The sequence below is a fragment of the Saccharospirillaceae bacterium genome, assembly GCA_022448365.1.
GTDB lineage: Bacteria > Pseudomonadota > Gammaproteobacteria > Pseudomonadales > Oceanobacteraceae > Bacterioplanoides.
The window spans coordinates 68,597-86,254 of sequence record JAKVCS010000008.1 but is presented as its reverse complement, the minus strand read 5'-3'; the positions used below and the strand labels follow the sequence as shown (position 1 = coordinate 86,254).

At 45.2% G+C, this 17,658-nt stretch carries 18 protein-coding genes and 2 pseudogenes; 12 read left to right on the top strand and 8 right to left on the bottom strand.

Features of this window, described 5'->3' with window-relative positions; genetic code table 11:
- The 7 genes and pseudogenes from MK185_17315 to MK185_17285 all read left to right on the top strand — a co-directional run bounded on the left by MK185_17315 (position 1) and on the right by MK185_17285 (position 3,536).
- Positions 1-737: pseudogene (locus MK185_17315) on the top strand (IS3 family transposase).
- A gap of 96 nt (positions 738-833) precedes the next feature.
- Positions 834-1,124: a hypothetical protein gene (locus MK185_17310; GenBank protein MCH2042393.1), complete on the top strand. Its 291-nt coding sequence runs from the start codon at positions 834-836 to the stop codon at positions 1,122-1,124.
- A gap of 147 nt (positions 1,125-1,271) precedes the next feature.
- Positions 1,272-1,433, top strand: a pseudogene (locus tag MK185_17305) (ClbS/DfsB family four-helix bundle protein).
- 109 nt (positions 1,434-1,542) lie between these two features.
- Positions 1,543-1,911: a DUF1801 domain-containing protein gene (locus tag MK185_17300; protein ID MCH2042392.1), complete on the top strand. Its 369-nt coding sequence runs from the start codon at positions 1,543-1,545 to the stop codon at positions 1,909-1,911.
- 4 nt (positions 1,912-1,915) lie between these two features.
- On the top strand, positions 1,916-2,311 hold the full coding sequence (locus tag MK185_17295; protein ID MCH2042391.1) for a VOC family protein: 396 nt from the start codon (positions 1,916-1,918) through the stop codon (positions 2,309-2,311).
- Between the two features lie 162 nt (positions 2,312-2,473).
- Positions 2,474-3,154 carry a transcriptional regulator gene (locus MK185_17290; protein ID MCH2042390.1) on the top strand — a complete coding sequence of 227 codons (681 nt, stop codon included), beginning with the start codon at positions 2,474-2,476 and terminating at the stop codon, positions 3,152-3,154.
- A complete protein-coding gene (locus tag MK185_17285) occupies positions 3,147-3,536 on the top strand; it encodes a VOC family protein (protein ID MCH2042389.1) in 390 nt (129 codons plus the stop codon). The genes MK185_17290 and MK185_17285 overlap by 8 nt, the downstream gene beginning before the upstream one ends.
- Positions 3,537-3,946: 410 nt before the next feature.
- Here the strand turns inward: MK185_17285 and MK185_17280 are convergent, their stop codons facing one another.
- Both MK185_17280 and MK185_17275 read right to left on the bottom strand, forming a co-directional pair.
- Positions 3,947-4,891, bottom strand: a complete 945-nt coding sequence (locus MK185_17280) for a hypothetical protein (GenBank protein ID MCH2042388.1) — start codon at positions 4,889-4,891, stop codon at positions 3,947-3,949.
- Between the two features lie 32 nt (positions 4,892-4,923).
- Positions 4,924-5,436 (bottom strand): RICIN domain-containing protein, encoded by a 513-nt coding sequence (locus tag MK185_17275; GenBank protein ID MCH2042387.1) that lies wholly within the window; start codon positions 5,434-5,436, stop codon positions 4,924-4,926.
- Between the two features lie 481 nt (positions 5,437-5,917).
- Here MK185_17275 and MK185_17270 point away from each other — a divergent pair, with 481 nt between their 5' ends.
- A complete protein-coding gene (locus tag MK185_17270) occupies positions 5,918-6,685 on the top strand; it encodes a hypothetical protein (GenBank protein MCH2042386.1) in 768 nt (255 codons plus the stop codon).
- A gap of 61 nt (positions 6,686-6,746) precedes the next feature.
- Here MK185_17270 and MK185_17265 read toward each other — a convergent pair whose 3' ends face one another.
- A complete protein-coding gene (locus MK185_17265) occupies positions 6,747-7,736 on the bottom strand; it encodes a LysR family transcriptional regulator (protein ID MCH2042385.1) in 990 nt (329 codons plus the stop codon).
- A gap of 88 nt (positions 7,737-7,824) precedes the next feature.
- Here MK185_17265 and MK185_17260 point away from each other — a divergent pair, with 88 nt between their 5' ends.
- The 4 genes from MK185_17260 to MK185_17245 all read left to right on the top strand — a co-directional run bounded on the left by MK185_17260 (position 7,825) and on the right by MK185_17245 (position 11,986).
- Entirely contained in the window at positions 7,825-8,775 is a 951-nt protein-coding gene (locus tag MK185_17260; GenBank protein MCH2042384.1) for an NADP-dependent oxidoreductase, read from the top strand.
- Positions 8,776-8,904: 129 nt separating this feature from the next.
- Positions 8,905-9,363 carry a carboxymuconolactone decarboxylase family protein gene (locus tag MK185_17255; GenBank protein ID MCH2042383.1) on the top strand — a complete coding sequence of 153 codons (459 nt, stop codon included), beginning with the start codon at positions 8,905-8,907 and terminating at the stop codon, positions 9,361-9,363.
- Between the two features lie 102 nt (positions 9,364-9,465).
- Positions 9,466-10,281, top strand: a complete 816-nt coding sequence (locus MK185_17250; protein ID MCH2042382.1) for a helix-turn-helix domain-containing protein — start codon at positions 9,466-9,468, stop codon at positions 10,279-10,281.
- Between the two features lie 88 nt (positions 10,282-10,369).
- Positions 10,370-11,986, top strand: a complete 1,617-nt coding sequence (locus tag MK185_17245; GenBank protein ID MCH2042381.1) for a hypothetical protein — start codon at positions 10,370-10,372, stop codon at positions 11,984-11,986.
- Here the strand turns inward: MK185_17245 and MK185_17240 are convergent.
- The 5 genes from MK185_17240 to MK185_17220 form a co-directional block, all read right to left on the bottom strand.
- A complete protein-coding gene (locus MK185_17240) occupies positions 11,983-12,900 on the bottom strand; it encodes a bile acid:sodium symporter family protein (GenBank protein ID MCH2042380.1) in 918 nt (305 codons plus the stop codon). The two genes, MK185_17245 and MK185_17240, sit on opposite strands and share 4 nt — an antisense overlap.
- 323 nt (positions 12,901-13,223) lie before the next feature.
- On the bottom strand, positions 13,224-14,000 hold the full coding sequence (locus MK185_17235) for an SDR family NAD(P)-dependent oxidoreductase (GenBank protein MCH2042379.1): 777 nt from the start codon (positions 13,998-14,000) through the stop codon (positions 13,224-13,226).
- Between the two features lie 34 nt (positions 14,001-14,034).
- Positions 14,035-15,198 carry an acyl-CoA dehydrogenase family protein gene (locus MK185_17230; GenBank protein ID MCH2042378.1) on the bottom strand — a complete coding sequence of 388 codons (1,164 nt, stop codon included), beginning with the start codon at positions 15,196-15,198 and terminating at the stop codon, positions 14,035-14,037.
- Positions 15,199-15,293: 95 nt separating this feature from the next.
- Positions 15,294-16,325, bottom strand: coding sequence for a pyridoxal-phosphate dependent enzyme (locus MK185_17225; GenBank protein ID MCH2042377.1), 1,032 nt, complete (start codon positions 16,323-16,325; stop codon positions 15,294-15,296).
- A 362-nt stretch (positions 16,326-16,687) separates the two neighbouring features.
- The gene (locus tag MK185_17220) at positions 16,688-17,611 is read right to left on the bottom strand and encodes a porin (protein MCH2042376.1); all 924 of its coding nucleotides are present in this window, start codon (positions 17,609-17,611) and stop codon (positions 16,688-16,690) included.
- Positions 17,612-17,658: the final 47 nt, after the last annotated feature.

Here is a 17,658-nt window from a genome sequence, read left to right as displayed (position 1 = left end):
GGGCGAGAGCTAGGTATCAAGCGCACGTGTGAGTGGCTGGGTGTTTCGCGAAGTGGCTTTTACGGCTGGCTGAATCGTGAGCCTTCAGAACGAGATCAATCTGATATCGATTTGATATCTCATATCAAGCGTATTTCAGATGAAAACGAAGGTCGCTACGGAAGTCCTCGAATCTGGAAGGCCCTGCAAAAGCAGGGTTTTCAGGTCAGTAGGAAGCGTGTCGCCCGGCTTATGCAGAAGATCGGGCTGATTGCTCGGGTAACCAAGGTAACACACCGGGCTCCAGGTCTAAGGCGCTTCCTGGCTGCCGGAGAGAACCTTCGATCAGATGGCGCTGTTCCCAACAGCAAGAATAAGGTCTGGGTGGCTGATGTGACCTATCTGAAGGTAAAAAAACAGTGGCACTATCTGTCGGTCATCATGGATCTTTATTCGCGACGGATCATCGGTTGGAGTCTGGATGATAAGAGAACCACACAAGTTACGCGAAGAACATTACAGAACGCGGTAAGAAAACGCCGGCCAGAAGTAGGCCGGGTAAGTGTACTGATAATGCACATATGGAATCATTCTTTCATTCGATGAAGGCTGAGCTGATTCGCCAAACAACATTTCATTCAACCGAAGAATTGAAGTATGCTTTGGCAAGATATATTAATGATTACTACAACCGGAAACGGCTGCATTCGGGAATCGGTTATTGTTCACCGATAGAATATGAGCGAATAGCAGCATGAAGATGAATGTGTCCGTTTTATCGGGGAAAGATCACTCCCTGCGGTCGCTGGACCTCGTTTCACTCGGCCGCTGCTGGCGGCGTTAGGTATACAATCATGCTCGAAGAATTTCGATACTTATTGTCACCAATCAATGTTAAACAGCACCCAGAATGGGGAGCCTACATTGAATTGATTGATTATGAGCATAAAGATTATATTGAGTATGTATTATGCGAGTACTTCGATTTGGAATACGCATTTTCTTCGAACGAGGATGATACGGGAAATTACATCTTATACTTCGCTGAGAACGCAGCTTTTGATTCTGTAGATAAAGCAGTAAATGAAATTAACCAATACCACAAAATTAATAACAAAGAATATAAAGTGGCACCGTATACCTAACAAACGCTTTAAGCACAGAGGACGCAAAACAGCAGGCTTGTGCTCCTTCGTCGCTAATTTTAGCCTGCTATTTGTGCCGTTTACGGCAAGCGTTATGTGAATGGAGGCCATAATTGTCTACTGTACCAAGAAATAAGAATGAGTTAGAGTGAGATACTTTTTCTAATTTCAAGTTTAAGTGATCATGAGTTGTATGGTGTGGAGTGGTATGAACAATGGACTCTTGGGCGCATGATTCAGTTTAATACATCATCACCTATGAAAAATATGCGTACAAAAAGCCGGCGTTTCAATCGAGATTTCACATGACAAAGCAATTATGTGAAGGACGAAGAGGAGCTGGGCTTGCGCTCCTTCGTCGCTAATTTTAGCCGTTAATCGGGCGTTATAACTCTCCTGTAATCGGATTTTGAGTAAAATGAATATTTCAACGAACAATAAAGTAAATGACTTCCTTTCTGATATACATACCATATCGCCAAATCAATTTGACATGGTCATGTCAATCAGAGATATATTCTTAGGTGCTAATGAACAATTAGTCGAAGACATAAAGTATGGTGGGTTGGTTTTCAATTTATCGAGTTCATTAATCGGAGGTATTTACATATATAAGGAGCATATTTCCATCGAGTTTAGTAACGGCTGCGACTTTACCGATAGTGATTCTATTTTGGAGGGTAGTGGTAAGAAACGGCGGCACTTAAAAATATATACAGGCAACGACATTGTTCAAAAACATAGCGAATATTTTATAAATCAAGCAGTGAACAACAAAAGGAAATAGTCAAATGGTAAAATTTGGATACACTATAAATTACGTACTCGATGTTGATGCGGCTCTATTATTCTTTGAAAAAGCGTTTGAAATGAAGCGTCGTTTTATCACTGAAGAAAAAGATTATGGAGAATTAGAAACAGGCAAAACCGTTTTAGCCTTTGCCTCACACGAGCTGGGGAAGTCGAATTTTTCAGGAGGCTATATAAGTTCTAGTGATTCTGATAAACCATTAGGTACTGAAATAGCCCTTGTCACGAATGAAGTTGATGCTGCGCATAAAAAAGCATTGGATTGTGGCGCCATTGAATTGAAGTCGCCTGAAACAAAGCCTTGGGGGCAAACAGTGTCCTATGTGCGCTGCCCTTCTGGGATTTTACTGGAATTATGCACACCCATAGAGAGCTAAGTTATAACAAGTTACTCAAGCATCGTTCCGGCCAAAAAACGGCCTCCACTGGACGCACCAAAGCTGCGCCGGTGTTTGAGGCGTTAAGTGGCACAGTGAGTATTCGCAAGAATCATAGCAATCCATCGCTCATCACCAAGTTGCAGATGCAGAAAGCCTTTTATGAGACAGAATCAAAACCCGTCATATACCGAGCTGCTCTTCTATGCCCGCAAAGTCGCCCGCCATATTGATGAGGCAGAAGACCTGCTGCAGGCCATTTTGCTCGCAGCGGTTGAGGCCGGTCGTACCGACCTGTCCTGCAATAACAATCGCCGCTGGCTTTTCGGTGCTTTAAGAAAGCGTGCAGCATTCGATGCACGCACAGCCGTAAGGCGACAACAGCGCGAAGCGTCTTCCACACTCACTCTCACCGAGGAATCGGCAGAGCAGCCACAAGCCGACCGGGAAGAACCAAGCTCTGAGTTTATTCAGACTCTGCCACCCAGCCTTCGTAGCGCCGCCCTGCTGGCCTTAGCCGGGCATACCAAGGCAGAAATTGCCTGGCTATTACGCATATCAGACACGGCCTTACGACAACGCATTGCCCAGATTAAGCGCCGCTGGCGCCAGTTCGATGGCAAACACGTCGCCGGGCTTTCGAACTTAAAAGGCGAGCTGGCTTTCGGGCAAATAAGGCAAGCATTGCTCCAAATGGCCCGTTTCAGCGATATGAGAACAGCCAGCGCAATATTGGCCAGCCACGACCCAGACGGACATCTTTTTGTTGTAAGCTCACAAAACAACCTCTCGCGGCAACGTAAGGGAGTACCAACCAACAAAGAGGAACTAAGGAATGTTTAATAACAGTAAAATCGGTGCTATCTGCTACTACGTCAACGATGTGGATAAGACCGAGGCTTTCTACCGCGATGCACTTGGAATGGATGTGCAGAGAATGGAAGATGACGGCAGCGGTAACGACTGGCTCTTAGCGAAAACCGGGAATGACATTGAGCTGCTGTTTTTCCAGCAGGAATCACGACCTGGTAACTCCCCTATCATCGTTTTTGACCTTCCAGATGGCGGCATAGATGACACGGTAAACGCGCTGGCGGAAAAAGGCGTCACCATTGTTACTCCGGTGAGCCACGCACCGGGTGGATGGTCTGCTGAGATTGCCGACCCGGACAACCATCAGATCTCCATGTATCAGTCGGATGAGCTGCCACGTAAGGCTCAGTAAACCCGGATAGTACTGATACAACCGTGTTAATCACGCCGGTTAATTTGATTGGTCGTATTCTGTGTCTCAGGAAACGTAGAACAACCTTGAGAAATGAAGGACATTGAAGATCACTTCTATACTTTTGCAGGCAGCGACACAGCCTGCGTAACACTCAATTGTTATGTCCAGCAGGGTTGAGTCGTTGTATCGAAGACATTCGCTAGATCATTCCCATCGAAAGTACTTAAACCTATTAGAGTAAAGCGAAGAAAAGGCCTTTATTCTAATCGAAATCGGATTTTATATGTAAGTTCTTATATTATTTTCATTAACAAAAGCTTTCTAACTTTCAAAAATCAACCTCTAAATTTTCATAATAGAACTGGATCGAAGCTCATCCAATTAAAATTATATTGGATATAAAAATACTAGTGATAGGTAGTAATTCTCTGCAATATTTCATCAATTCGTTCTTTTTCGTTTTCTGTCAAAAGAAATCTATCTAGAGATTTTATTGCAATATATCTCTCCCCAAATGGTAAGGTTTCATCAAATGAGTATTTCAAGAGTTTATGCTTTATGTCCTCGCTCAAAACGGTACTATTAGCAAGTGCTAAGATGGCTATAGAAGCATCGTCGTCAGTTAGCGATAAAATTGATTGCAAGTGATCTCTATTTGTAGCTTTAGCTCCAATTGCAATTAGACTCTCAGATCTAATTTCGACATTATCACTATTAGAGTAATCCTCCATTAGTTCAATATAATTTCTATTTTCAGCTATCGAAAGATCAAGTGATTTTATTGATTTTACGATTAATCGATCATCTACATTACTCGAATTTAAAATACTAAACGGAAGATCAATTAATTCTTCGCCAGCCCTGCCTACCCTCGTTAAAATATCAATTCCTAATATTTTGTTATCAATTGAATCGAATTCAAAAAGATATCTTATGGATTCACTTTGTATTTCTGGACTAATTAGGTCAAATATCTCCAAAAATTCTTGTTTTTTCTGAAAATCTACTTCCCTTGCAAGACTTGTCAGTAGCTCTAAAACATGATTTTCGTAACTAACAATATCATCAACCGCTTCCCAGGAATAATCCGAATCCTCAGGATAAATTAATTTACAAAAATCCTCTTTATGTTCATTTGAAATTGACAAGTTTGAGCATGGGTCTTCAACACCAATCATATCTTCTTGAGCCATTACTTTGTCAAATACTGTAGACTTAGAATCATCTTTTAAAGTACCGTCAGTAATTTTCACCCCCGAAGAATGGACTAATTCTTTATCATTAGAAAAATCACAAAAAATATATCCAGCAAAAAACCCAGATATTAAAAAAAAGAAGCATTTACTATTCATATATTATTAATATCTAGGTTTCCCAAATCTTTCTAATCAATATAAAATAATTGCAGATCGTTATTATTAGAACATGATTTTACTCTCAGAAGTGTTCCACCAGAATCTGCTTCCATACAATAACCTGTGGTCTTATTTCTGATTCTGTAAGCATTGTACATTTTCTCTAACCGCCATTCATTTCGAGGCCAATTGTAATTACAAGTCTTATCAAATCTTGCGATAGTAGTACGCTTCGGATCATATATACAGCCACCAGGTCGGCTTTTACTTCTTATCTGATAAAAACCATTGGTAGTCGGAGTAAAATTCCAATCAATGGCTTTAGACTTTTTCGTGTATACAGTTTTTGTTCCTTTGTCGTATATATATCTTGCTGATAGATCTATATGTGCCTTCCCGTCAACGTAGGTTGTAGTATTTATAAGACCTTTTGTTTTTATACTTACATTGTCACCATTTACAACTCCTATCGGCAGAGAGTACGAGTTGACTGCTAAAAATAATGAGCCTACAACTAATTTTGATAATATATTATTTGACATTTTTATTACTTCCTATTTATTATTAAATAATCCTTGAAAGTCGAATGATAATCACATTATTTTTTTTGCCAATAACAAAAATATCGAACTCTGTCTGGTATCTGAGTTATGTAAAATTATAATTTATAATCAATTTATATCTATGAAACGAACCAACCTTATAATCTCCTGATTTTTCAACCAAGCTATCTTTTATAAATTCTATAATTTTTCCTTCTCCAAGTTCTTTAGACCTGGCATCAAAACTCCATCTCACTTTAGAACCTGTCCCTGCTGCAACCAGGTCTCTAAATAACTGCCCTGTTGTCTCTTCCCCTGGGATTAAAAAATCACCATCAGCTGATGCGCCCTCGAGAAAAAGAGAGCAACTTGTCTCGAATTGTTCAGTTATGGCCGCTGCTTCCTCACTTTAATACATTTATAATCACGCGTTCATCACTTCTATAAAATAACGTCTTCTACAGACACTAACCAGGGACTTATGAATACGATGTTACAATACTGCAAATCATTACTGTTATGTGCCACTTTATTACTCACTGGCTGTATTGATGGCTTCGAACAGCACTTAAAAGATGCCATTGAACTGTATAAAGAGCGCAAACACCAATACGCTGAACAAACTGATGGTGCTACTGATGCTTTGTTCAGTAAGCTCATTACGACTGAAACGCTACTGCTACCGGTGGCCGCGACCTTTGACGCCCGCGCAGTTCCACACATTAAGAAAGGCGTTATGATCATCGCTAACGATTTCGTGCCGATGGAGGATAACCTGGGATTTGATTACCCAATGGCTCCGGCAGACGTATTTTCAGACGAACTGCAAGCACTGGCTCAACAGACTCTGTCGGAATTAAATGCAACAAACAGCAGCGATGCATTTGCCATTACAGAAGCCGTCAATACCGCACTGCTGGATATCGATGAGTTTGAGCGTTACCACAATGTGTATTTGCCAATGACCAAACACCTAGTGGAATCATTAGGCTTTGGTGCGTTACACAGCTTGTATTATCGCTGTGAAAGCGCAGAAGAAACCTATCGCCTTGGCCAGGATTTGATGAAGTTACAAGCCGTTGCGATTAAGTTAGGTAATCCACTGTCTTATGATGTGGAAGCTAATCCGTTTCATCAGCAAGGTGTTGGAATTCTGGTGAATGACTTACCCCATATTCCTTTCCTGAAAGAATATGATCGTTACAAAATGCTGGATGAAGCTCGTTTGATGGATTGCTTAGCCGATTAATTCGTTGCCCTCTCGTGTTAACGGGAGGGCATTTAATACCGGTAAAAACTCGTAAAATCGGCTATAAATGCTGCAACGCTTGCTGATAACCTTTATCCAAATTGCTCAACAGTTCGCGTAATACTTCCCGTAGCCATGCTAATCCTGGATCTCTCTGATGACGAGTATGCCAAGCAATAGAAATAGGTGCGGGCACCATGGACAACGGTAGTCTTTTCGCAACCAACTCGCCGCGCTCAATGGATTGACAGGCAATCGAATACGGCATCACAGCAATCAGATTACTCTCCCGTAAAATTTCCAGTGCCCCGGAAAAACTGTTGACCGTCATAGCAATGCGGCGTTGTTTATTTTGCTTAGCCAACAGACTATCCATCATGCCCTGGGGGTCACCAGATAGAGACACCAATAAATGGTCCTGCTGAATAAAACGGTTTAATGTCAGATTCTGGCTCGCCATTTCATGGTCCGGCCGCATAATACAAGCAAAGTGATTATCAAAAACTAATTCGCTGTGAATCTGTTTATTACGCCCCGGATAATAATCCATCACCAGATCAACATTGGCAGCTAGTAGCAACTCCTCTCCGTCGGCCTTATAAGGCACAGCATAAATATCGATTCCGGGCGCATGCTGCTCAATATATTGTCGCAGCGGCAACCATAAGATGCCTGACATGCCATCAGTTAAAGCAATTCGAAACTGACGGCGCGCCTGTTGTGGTACAAATTCCACTGGCGTCATTGCCTGCTGAATCTCTGCAATCGGATTATTGATCTGTTGCCATAATTGCTCAGCGTAGGGGGTTGGCTTTACTCCCCTGCCATCTTTTACAAAAAGCGGATCACGCCACTGATGACGCATACGCGACAAAGCGTTGGAAACGGAAGGTTGGGTCATCGCCAGTTGCTCAGCAGCAGCGGTGATGGATTGCTCTTTCATGATGGCATCAAAGATAACAATCAGGTTGAGGTCGATTCTCGGCATATCAGAAAACGGTATCAGTACTTTCAACACATCATATTTATCAATGCTTTTTATATCAAACATCAATTAGATATATCTATCATTATCATCAACACTAAACCCATCACTTAACCAAGACCTACTTTAAGGATGGAAACTCATGACAACCACGATGACTGATAACACTGAAATGAAGGCCGCATTTATTAACAGTTACAGCAGCGACACCGAGCTGACTATTGGCCACTTAGCTATACCTCAGATAAAACCGGATCAGGTACTGATTAAGGTAGCGGCGGCCGGGGTAAACCCAGTGGATTTTCACGTACGTAACGGCATGATGGCAGATTCAGGAGCCCACCAGCTGCCATTGGTATTAGGCTGGGACGCTGCCGGAGAGATCGTCCGTTGTGGCAGCCAGGTACAACAATTTAATAACGGTGATCCGGTATTTGTATTTGCGCCAATTGACCAACAAGGCACACAGGCGCAATACCTGGCGGTCGATGCCAATCTGGTTGTCGCAAAACCAAAAACATTATCGCTGAATGAAAGTGCCGCCGTACCGCTGGCCGCAACAACGGCCTACCAGGGATTAAAAAATGATGCCCAGCTGAAACCCGGCCAAACGGTGCTGATTCTCGGAGGCTCTGGTGGTGTTGGTGGATTTGCCATTCAGATTGCTAAAGCCATGGGTGCTCGGGTGATCGCTACCACCTCTGAAAAGAATATGGACTACGTAAAACGTTTGGGTGCCGACCTAGTCATTAATTACCAGCAACAGGAATTTGATGACGTGGTTTCTGAACCGGATGTGGTATTTATCACCACCACAGGCGGCCAGGTCGTTGAACGAGCACTGGCGATAACCAAACCAGGTGGTTTTGTAGTATCAACGCTGGACGAAATTGATCAGCCGACCATTGATAACTCCGGCGTTCATTTCAGCCGTATGTGGGTGCAGCCTAACGCCGACGACTTAACCGCCATCCGCGTACTGATTGATGCGGGAAAAATTCAGGTAACGCTGGATTCCGTATATCCATTAGCGCAGGCCAACGATGCTATTAAACACAGCGAAAGTGCCCGGGCAGTCGGTAAAATTATTATCACCATCGATTAATATCATGGTTCTGCAATAAAAAAAGAGAGAGAAAAACCGGGAGGTCGAAAATATTCAATACCCGGTTTTTAGTCTCGCGTACTGTGTATCCAAATACTGATGAATAACAGAGAAACGAGGATATACACTATGACAACCCGAGCTAACTACTTCGCTCTGAGCGCCAAAGCGATGGAACTGTTGCTGGAACAGGAAAACTATCTGCGCCAACAATTCAGTGTTTCAGAAACGGTGCCCGGCACTACCTGGGAATTGGTGAAACTTCGTGTATCGCAGATCAACCAATGCGCTTTTTGTATCGATATGCATTCCACTCAGGCACAGCAGCAGGGTGAAAGTGCTGAGCGTATTATTGGTTTAAGCGCCTGGCGGGACATGCCGATGTATACGGAAACAGAGCGGGTCGCACTGGCTTGGGCAGAACATCTGACATCGGGTCTGACGATTGATGATCAGCGCTATAACGAGGTCAGCACAGCACTGGGGGAGCAGGCAATGGTTGATTTAACACTGGCGATTAATGCAATCAACAGCTGGAACCGGGTGGCAAAAACCTTTAAACCTGCTGTCGGTTCTTACACATCGTAGAAGCAACGGTTACCAATACAGGGATAAGCGCTTACAAAGTATCAGTTACTGCGTTATAAAAGCGACAAGACTTAACGTAGCCAACCATGGAAATAACGATCCGTGAATTCTGCCTTTGATTTGCAGCTATCCCACCCTGCAGGGCCACTGGCCAATGTCGTTCAGGGAATCTGGTCAGCTTCGGTTTGTGCCAGTGAGGTTGTGGAAAAAACACTACTCGCCGATGCCTGTAGCGGTATCGCGTTGATTCTGGCGGGTGATGTTGTGGTGGATGGCGAAGCCTTACAACAGGGTGTGGTCATGCTACCGATTAATAAACAGACTGACCTGCTGGTAATGAAACCAGGTTCGATTCTGGCCGGTTTCCGTTTTCACCCGGCGATGGGGTATAAAATTCTTGGTCGCCATTATGATGAATTATCCCTGCTACCACGCAACGATGACAACGCGTATCAACTGTATGAGTTATTCGATCGTTTGCAGCAGGAAATTAATCACGATCCTGGGCCTGTATCTGACAATAGCAGCCGAAACGATTCGGCAGCTATTCGCAACCGGCAACGGGTACAACAATTGTATCGATGGGCTGAGCAAGCTCTGATAACAGAAAGCCGGGCTCCGGATTCTATTCAACAGATATTATCCACCTTGAATGACGCCGAAGCGCTCACCGAATTAAGCGACAAAATCGGAATGAGTCAGCGCCAGATTGAGCGTTTGTTTAAACTCCGCTTGGGGATAACGGCAAAGAACTACCAGCGTATTATTCGCATCCGTAAGGCCATCCGTTTTATTCAGGCAAATAGCCAGATGCCATTAGCCGACGTTGCAGTGGAGCTGGGTTTCAGTGATCAGGCCCATATGACACGAGAGTTTAAAGCAATCGCCAAAATTACGCCGGGGAAGTTGTCATTATAAAATGCAACTCCAGCACTACTAACAAAATGATAAAGATATCCTGAACTCAGCCGATAACCGGAAAATATGGGTTTAATGGATGATTACAATGAAAGTGCCTCCTTTTCTTCCAGCTGCGAATGTACTCTCCCGTCAGGGTACGGATGCCCTGACGCAGCTGCAATCCGGCAATATCCAAGTAAACCCTGCCAGCCAGTCACTCAGCCCGGCAAAAGGTGTCACAACCGAAGGTGTAAGAGTCCAGCTTGGTCAGCCAAGCGCTGTAAGCTCCCCAGCGATATTCAATCAGCCAGTTGCCGTCCGCACTTCAACCATCAGCAACACCGAACAACAGACCCGTACCAGTGCAGGTTTTCAGCAACAGCTGGATGGCTTCAGCTTCGGTATTAAAGAGAACAATCGATTTAACGGTGCCGGAGAGCGCTTTGCTGAATTGCTGAACAGTGGCGAGACCACCTATGACCAGGAAATGCGTCGCTATCAGTATTACACCGACAAAACCCGCGCGAATCAGCCAGTCGATTTCAGTGAGTTTTCGATATCAGAAGAGCGTCGTACGCAGAGTTTTGACCTCAGTCTCACCACTCGCTCCGGTGCCAATATCTCGTTTCAACTACAGAGCTTTTCCGGTATTGGTAAAAATCCAGATACAGTACTGTTTGAATCGGATGGGATGAGTGCCAGTATTCCCGGTCAGTTTGCCAGTTTTAACCGTACGGAAGTCAGCTTTAATATTGAAGGAGAACTGACTGACGAAGAACAAAAACAACTGCAGCAATTTGCAGAGCAACTGGAGAGATTTGCTTCCGGCTATTTCAATCAAGGCAAGCCGTCACTCAAAGACCTTAATCTATCAGACTTCGATACCCTGAGTAAGCTGTCAATTACTGGCGACGGTGGCGGCCAGGCCGATTTAAAACTGGAGTACAGTAACAGCGAGGAAAAGCGTGAGATTCGTTTCAGTTTTGATGGTAATGATGCTGAGTTTACGCTGGATAAAGTCAACCCATTCAATTATCAACAGCAAGGCAAACAACAAGCCATCGAAAGTTATCTGGATTTGTTGGATCAAAGTGCTAAGAAGGCCAAGGCTGATGATATGCAGCAAAGTATGATGAAAGATGTATTGGCGGTCGGCTTCGAGTTCAGCCAATCAGAATTGAACCTTGCACAACAAAAACAACTCGAACAACGGAATAATTCATTAAGCGGCAATGGGTTGAGTCAAAGCCGCCTGTTGCTTCCTTTACCAGACTTTGATTTCCGTTTCTCCAGCCGTAATGATCAACCCCCAAAAGATAATGATGCATTAAAAGAACGTCGTTTTGATCTCAGCTTATCGCTGCAGACACAACAACAGCAAGACCGTGGCAAGACATCCGTTCAGCAAGAACAGAGTTTCACATTAACAGGTAGCTATACGGAACAACCTGACGCAGATGGCTCTGATTTTCGTCGTACCCGTTTCGATATCGCGTCGAGTAATATTATCTATACCGAAAGCGAACAAGGTGAGTTGCTGAGCGCAATGCTCGAAAAGCAGCAGTCTCAACGTGAAATTGTCGAAGACTTTAACTTCGATACGATTGTTAACACCGATACAGAAGAGAACCAATCTGCCAGTGTTGAAAATCTGATGCAGGATTATCTTTCAGGCAATAACTTAATCAATAAAACGGCATCAGGGCTACTAAGCAGCGTCTAATCAACCACAGCCGTTGATGCAATTTTGTGCCCGGTAAACCGATGCACAGTAATCAGAGCACCAGCCATGAACAACATCACACCGCCGTATAACAGCAACGCCAACAATACAGTATCGCCTACCGGGTCTTTCTGACCCAATACCGCTGGGAAAATAATGGCTTTCAGCATCAGGCCTAAGTTGATATTACGCACGGCTACTTCCATATCCACTGCAATGGAATCACGTTTCGAAAGGCGCAAGATCCCTGAAGAAATCAGCCAACTGGCTAACGTAATGGCCAGACTAAAACCAACCACCAGAGCCACGTTATCAAAACCAAACGCTTTTAGATCCAAGCGCCCGGAGCTGGCCGCACCCACAACAATCCCAAGTAAACCAACCAGTGAAATACGAATACACCACTTGGAAAAATTCTCGGCAATTTTTGGTAAGAACTGCAACACCAACATACCGATACCCAGAGGCATTAATAAGGTCAGCGCAATCTCTTTCATGATTTGTGCTTTTGGCATCAGAAAATCACCCGGCATATAACCACTGATTAACAAATCCAGCACAATCGGAGTGGAGAACAAACAGGCCAGTGTGGTCACTGCGGTAATCGCCACCGATAAAGCAATATTACCCCCAGCAAAGTGAGTAAAGATATTCGAAGTGGAACCACCCGGTACCGATGAAATTAATGCCAGACCAACCGCGATACCACCGGCTAAACCAAAAGCAGAAATCACTGCAAACGCCATCAGAGGAACCATCACCATCTGAATCACGGTGCCGCTGGCAACGGCTTTCGGCTCCAGTAGTAACTCGCGGAAATCTTTTAAGGTTAAGGTTGCCCCCATGCCCACCATGGCAGTCACTAACTGAAATACCGAGAACCAGTATTCGTTGGCAATATAAAACTCGCCCATATGTCACCTGTTTGTTTTTATTCTGAACTGCCGTGATGGTAGAGAAACCAGGCACTATTGGGAAGCATGAAAGTGTCAGATTCGTGGCCACATTGCCCGGAAAACCAGACCTTGATCGCGGACGAATTCGTCCAATCTTTGCACAGCGTTATGGTGACCATGGCTTAACCTGATATTCCTTATTCAAGGCTTGCTCACTTATTCGTTTAAAATGAGTCTTCCAGTATCGTGCTGTACTTTCCCTGTCATCATCCACAGTTAAGAGTTACTGACTATGCTGATTTTCTGCAGAGATCGATGATCATAAACAGGCCCTGAAATCATTATTTTGGCTGCAGACGAATCGCACCGTCCAAACGTATGGTCTCACCATTCAGGTAGCTGTTTTCCACCATATGCAGCACCAGACGACCAAACTCTTCCGGCTGGCCTAAACGCTTCGGGAACTGGATATCTTTAACCAACGCTTGCTGAATATTATCCGGCATACCCAGCAACATAGGCGTCCCCATAATGCCCGGCGCAATCGCATTTACCCGAATACCCCACGGCGCCAGATCGCGTGCCATCGGCAGATTAATACCCAGAATGCCGCCTTTACTGGCGGAATAACCACACTGACCGACCTGACCTTCAAAACCAGCAACAGATGACGTATTAATAATAATGCCGCGTTCCTGTGCTTCTCCTGATGGCTCGTTTTTCGCCATTTTTTCTGCCGCTAAACGCGCAACGTTAAAGCTGCCGACCAGGTTTATATCAACCACTTTCTTGAAGTTATCCAGTGGCATCGCTTCACCTTCACGGCTTAACAGACGTTGGGCTGGTGCAATGCCAGCGCAGTTAACGCAGATGTGCAGCGCACCGAATTTTTCGATTACAGCATCCATCGCACTGGAAACAGATTCCGCACAACTAACGTCAACGTTGGCGAACATCACCTTGTCGGCGCCGAATTGTTCAACCAAAGCAGCCCCCTGCTGTTCGTTTAAATCGAATATGGCAACTTTAACGTTTGCCTTCAGCAATACGTTAACTGTAGCGTTACCTAAACCCGAACAGCCGCCGGTTACAATCGCAACTTTATGATTGGCTTCCATTATTGAACCTTTTTATTTTTGATTAAGTCTGTTTTTACAGCACGTTTTTCAGCAGATCCCGGGCGATAATCAACCGCTGAACCTCACTGGTGCCCTCATAAATACTGGTAATACGCACGTCGCGGGCGTGGCGCTCTAACGGATATTCTCGAATATAACCGGCCCCTCCCATCATTTGTAATGCGCTGTAACAGGCGTCATTGGCTTTTTCACTGGCGAAGACTTTTGCCATCGATGCCGCTGAGCCAAAATCCTGTTTATTTTCTTTTAAATAGGCTGCCTGCATCAATAACAGTCGCGCAGCTTCCAGTTCGGTGTAGCGATCTGCCAGCATCCATTGCAGGCCCTGGAAGTTACCAATCTTCTGACCAAACTGTTCACGCTCACCTAAATAGTGACGGGCATAGTCCATGGCCGCCAGCCCGATACCCAGGGCTAATGAACCCACACCAATACGGCCGCCTGCTAGCTCACCCACAGCAATTGCGTAACCCTGATTCTCCTGGCCTAACATCGCGCTGGCCGGTACACGACAATTGGTGAAAATTACCTCGTTGGTGGCCGAACCACGCTGGCCCATTTTCTCTTCCGCTCTGGCAATTTCGATACCGGGGTTATCGGTCTCAACCAGAAAGCAACTGATGCCTTTACCCCGCTTAGCACCCGTATCCGTCACCGCCCAGACAACAAAACAACCGGCGTATTCAGCGCTGGTGATGTAGAGTTTATTGCCGCTAATCAGCCAATCATCGCCGTCACGAGTGGCTCGGGTTTTCATATTCGCCGGATCAGAACCGGCGCTGTTTTCGGTTAAACAGAAACCCGCTGCTGGATATATTCCTTCGCAGATTTTTGGCAGGTAATAAGCTTTTTGTTCATCGCTGCCCACCGCCTGAATAACTTCCGCCACCATATTGGTCACAGAGACGGTCACCGCCGTAGCAGAACAGCCACGTGCCAGCTCAGTAATCGCGCAACTGAAGGCCACCACACCGACTTCACTGCCGCCATGTTCCGCATCGACATTCAGGCCCATAAAGCCCAGCTGTGCCAGTTTATTCAGATTGGATAAAAAAGTGTCGCGACTACCCGGCTGGTGTTCGTCCAGCGGCGCCGCATTGGGAACCAGTTCAGTTTCAGCAAAGTGTTTTGCAGTGTCCTGAATTAGCTGTTGTTCTTCTGTGAGTGCTAATTTCATCGGGTTTCCTGCCAGCAGAGAAAGTTAACCACATTTTTGCACACTCACAGATAGGGGAATATAACGGATTCGCTTACCCGGGCAGGCAGGATAGATCAGCTACTGATCTGTTGTTTTAACGATTGCGGCAGCTGCTGCTGTTGGCAATCAACCGCTGAGTTGTCCTGTTCGACAGAGTTAAAGGTATGCCAATAGAGAATATTCTGCTGTGGATTCGCCCGGCACCATTCAAGCGCTGCTGCAGCAGCCTTGGCAGTGTAGGTTGATTCCAGCTCAATGCCTGAAGCTTTAAAGGCCGTTTTTGCGACATCTCCGGCATCACTGGCGACCCCATAACCACCGCCATAATAACCATCACTCAGATTAACGTTATTTAACGTTAATGGCGGAATATGGTTATCCGCTTTGCATAAAAAACGATAGGTTTGTTGCATCAACTTTTGTGCAGTTTCGGCAGTACAGATTGGAACAGGCCCGAGATGAGATGGTGCGACACGAATGCCCACCACCTCAATTTTTAAACCCAGTAGTTGAAAGCCCAGCGTTAAACCGGCCAATGTGCCACTGGAGCCCACCGGGCAAATAATGGTGTCTGGCTCCGGTAATTCGCCGTTATCAATTTGTTGTTTTAACTCCATTGCGGCATTCACAAAGCCAATGCAACCCATAATATTCGAACCACCGGCTGGTAAATGGTAGCTGCCTGGTGACAAAAAACGGGAGGTGTAATAAGCCAGTGCCGTTTTCAGAATAGAACCACGGTAATGCAGTCTGGCTCCGTGGCGAACCATGGCTTTGAGGTTTTTAAGTACCGTTTCGGTTACCGGTTGTGCGAACAAATAGATCTTGCTGTTCAACTGATTAGCCTGACAAAAAGTCGCGGTAGCAACACCATGATTGGTACCCGTTGCTCCCATAGTCACAATGCTGTGCTTATTCTTTTTCTGCGCATCGGCAATAATAAATTCCAGCTTACGAACTTTATTGCCGCCATATTGACTATTCGTCAGATCATCGCGTTTGATCCACAGATTTTCCGGCACCGAAATCTCACTGCCCGCTCCCGCGAACAACTCAACGGCTGTTGGTAAGTCGGCGAACTCGATCACAGGGATAGCTTTTGCCAATTTTGGATACTGCTGAAACAAAGAGTGTGTCATCGCGTTCGGATATTATTCGGTTGTTGTGGGCGCTGTATTGATCAGTCACAGTTACTCTACTCTGAGGTGGTAGCAGACGCACTAGGATATTGCGCCAGTTTGTGTGGCAGATCATTCACGGTTGTCGTGTTTCTGAAATACGATCGAATACCAGAAGGCCAGACTATCTGGCTGCGCCCAATGACCTAACCTGAGCGATATTCGTAATCGGGGGTTGATTGTCGATAGTCGTGATCCGTTCATCCAACAAAAAAGCCCGGAGCTGATATCAGCTCCGGGCTTTTGAGGTTCGGCAGTCGGTTCTGTGTCTGTTGTCAGACGACAGCAACTCAGAACTTGTATTCGATACCGACGCCAGCGTAGTTGGTGTCTTTCTTAGCGCGGAAGTCGTTTTCAGTGTAGTAAACGTATGCTTTAGCGCCTTTACCCAACTTGTAGTCTGCACCAACAGAAGTCGTGTTAGCACCTTCTGCGTTATTGATTTCAGACTCACCGTGTTGTGCTTTCAGCTTAACACCACCGAGCTTGTAGGCAGCAGACAGTAACCAGCCTTCGGACTTGTCGCCGTCTTTATCCTGCTCTTCCCACAGAACACCAATCTGAGCACCAGCAACGTTGGCCTGAGCAACAGCACGTAATACGTCAGTTGTATTCGCTTCTACTTTGCTGTCATACGCCACACCAACATAGTAATTACCCTGGGTGTAAGTCAGGCTGGTAGAAGTCGCGTCTTTACGAGCGCTGGTTTTGTCTTCAGAGGCGATCTGGTCAACTTTCAGTTGCAGGCCAGCGAACTTAGGAGAGGTGTACTGAACACTGTTCTCTTCACGGTTATCGCTCTTGGTGATCACGTTTTTGATGTCACCTTCCAGATCGTTGAACAGATCCACTTTCTTTTGCAGCTTCTTCAGTGGCGTGTCGAACAGACCTACCTGAACGGTACCGAAGTCACTCTTAATACCAGCGTAAGTATTGCGCTGAGTGAAGGTTTTACCGTCTTTGTCACCGTCGTCCGGATTTGTTTCGTATTCAACTTTGTAGATAGCGGTCAGACCGTGGTTCAGCTCACCTTTGCCTTTGATACCAACGCGGGAGGCGTTGGATTTCACTTCGCTGAAGCTGTTGCCATCTTCGTTAGCGTTTTGAACGGTCAGGTTCAGTTTGCCGTAGAAGTCCGGCATGTCGATTTCGATTTTCTCGGCTTGTGCCAGAGCAGGAACAGTCAGAGCCAGGAATAAAGCAGTTTTTTTCATCTTTATACATCCAAAGTTAGCGAAGCATCTGGCAGCACAGACGTTAA

Bases quoted from the DNA above. Each gene is read 5' to 3' on its own strand.
- MK185_17240 (MCH2042380.1), bottom strand. From the start codon at position 12,900: ATGGGCGAGTTTTATATTGCCAACGAATACTGGTTCTCGGTATTTCAG.
- MK185_17255 (MCH2042383.1), top strand. From the start codon at position 8,905: ATGACAACCCGAGCTAACTACTTCGCTCTGAGCGCCAAAGCGATGGAA.
- MK185_17280 (MCH2042388.1), bottom strand. From the start codon at position 4,891: ATGAATAGTAAATGCTTCTTTTTTTTAATATCTGGGTTTTTTGCTGGA.
- MK185_17290 (MCH2042390.1), top strand. From the start codon at position 2,474: ATGAGACAGAATCAAAACCCGTCATATACCGAGCTGCTCTTCTATGCC.
- MK185_17270 (MCH2042386.1), top strand. From the start codon at position 5,918: ATGAATACGATGTTACAATACTGCAAATCATTACTGTTATGTGCCACT.
- MK185_17220 (MCH2042376.1), bottom strand. From the start codon at position 17,611: ATGAAAAAAACTGCTTTATTCCTGGCTCTGACTGTTCCTGCTCTGGCA.
- MK185_17260 (MCH2042384.1), top strand. From the start codon at position 7,825: ATGACTGATAACACTGAAATGAAGGCCGCATTTATTAACAGTTACAGC.
- MK185_17265 (MCH2042385.1), bottom strand. From the start codon at position 7,736: ATGTTTGATATAAAAAGCATTGATAAATATGATGTGTTGAAAGTACTG.
- MK185_17275 (MCH2042387.1), bottom strand. From the start codon at position 5,436: ATGTCAAATAATATATTATCAAAATTAGTTGTAGGCTCATTATTTTTA.
- MK185_17300 (MCH2042392.1), top strand. From the start codon at position 1,543: ATGAATATTTCAACGAACAATAAAGTAAATGACTTCCTTTCTGATATA.
- MK185_17295 (MCH2042391.1), top strand. From the start codon at position 1,916: ATGGTAAAATTTGGATACACTATAAATTACGTACTCGATGTTGATGCG.
- MK185_17230 (MCH2042378.1), bottom strand. From the start codon at position 15,198: ATGAAATTAGCACTCACAGAAGAACAACAGCTAATTCAGGACACTGCA.
- MK185_17310 (MCH2042393.1), top strand. From the start codon at position 834: ATGCTCGAAGAATTTCGATACTTATTGTCACCAATCAATGTTAAACAG.
- MK185_17235 (MCH2042379.1), bottom strand. From the start codon at position 14,000: ATGGAAGCCAATCATAAAGTTGCGATTGTAACCGGCGGCTGTTCGGGT.
- MK185_17245 (MCH2042381.1), top strand. From the start codon at position 10,370: ATGAAAGTGCCTCCTTTTCTTCCAGCTGCGAATGTACTCTCCCGTCAG.
- MK185_17285 (MCH2042389.1), top strand. From the start codon at position 3,147: ATGTTTAATAACAGTAAAATCGGTGCTATCTGCTACTACGTCAACGAT.